This is a genomic window from Bacillus stratosphericus, from assembly GCF_020524495.1.
In the GTDB taxonomy this organism is placed as follows: domain Bacteria; phylum Bacillota; class Bacilli; order Bacillales; family Bacillaceae; genus Bacillus; species Bacillus stratosphericus_B.
Window position 1 is genome coordinate 1 of record NZ_JAIVLB010000094.1, and the last position, 907, is coordinate 907.

General features: G+C 42.0%; 1 pseudogene. It reads left to right on the forward strand.

Annotated elements, in window-relative coordinates:
• A pseudogene (locus LC033_RS16580) lies at positions 1–907 on the forward strand (right-handed parallel beta-helix repeat-containing protein); the annotation flags it as partial.

Genomic DNA, 907 nt, shown 5'->3' on the forward strand with positions numbered 1-907 from the left:
TGATTGATAGCGCAGGTGGCGAAATCAAAGAACAATGTTCAGCCTTGGGGTTTGCACATGCTGAGCGCATTATTATCCGCGACATCACAATCAAGGATGTATGCGAAGGCCATGCGTTTGATTGTGCTGGCAACAAACACGTATTAATAGAGAATGTCTGGTTCAAAGGATTCGCTGATTATAAGGGAGACAGATGGTTTTCTTCTGCAGTTCAGTTGGACTTGATGAGGTCATCAGGCAACTTCGGAGCTTTTGGAGCATATGACCAAACCGTCAGCAAGCATGTTACCGTTAGAGATTGCTATTTTAGCAGATCTGAAAGTTTAGGAGGATATGCGCGCGGAGTCGATTCACACACCAGCACTGACGGCTTTTGGTATTCTGATATTCGTATCATCAACAACGATTTTGAAGATACGACAGAATACGCAGTGTCCGGCAACAAATGGGAAGATGTTCTAATCGACGGAAACAGATTTAAGAATTGTGCATCTGGTGTGAGGCTAATGATTCCAGATGTTAAATCTTTTTATACTCAAGATGCGAATGGCAACCCAACAAACCGAGTGAACAAAGTAAAGCGTCTTTCAGTCACCGATAATACTTTCACAAATATAAAAGAGCGACATGCAATTCAGGTATATGGCCGTAAAGGGTACCAAAAAATTGATGACGTTGATGTTTCCGGCAATAAAATTAATGGGGTAAAGGTCAAGCACGCTATTCACTTATCAGATGTGGATGGCTTTTTGGTTTTCAATAACCAATATAGAGACATTAAGCATCACGGAGTTCTCTTGACTGGCTGCAGTAATGGAAAAGTTGATTTAAGCATAGGGCGGGACATCGAGGGGAACGGTGTACGTGTGGAATTAGGATGTAAGAACATTGATGTCACAAACACATC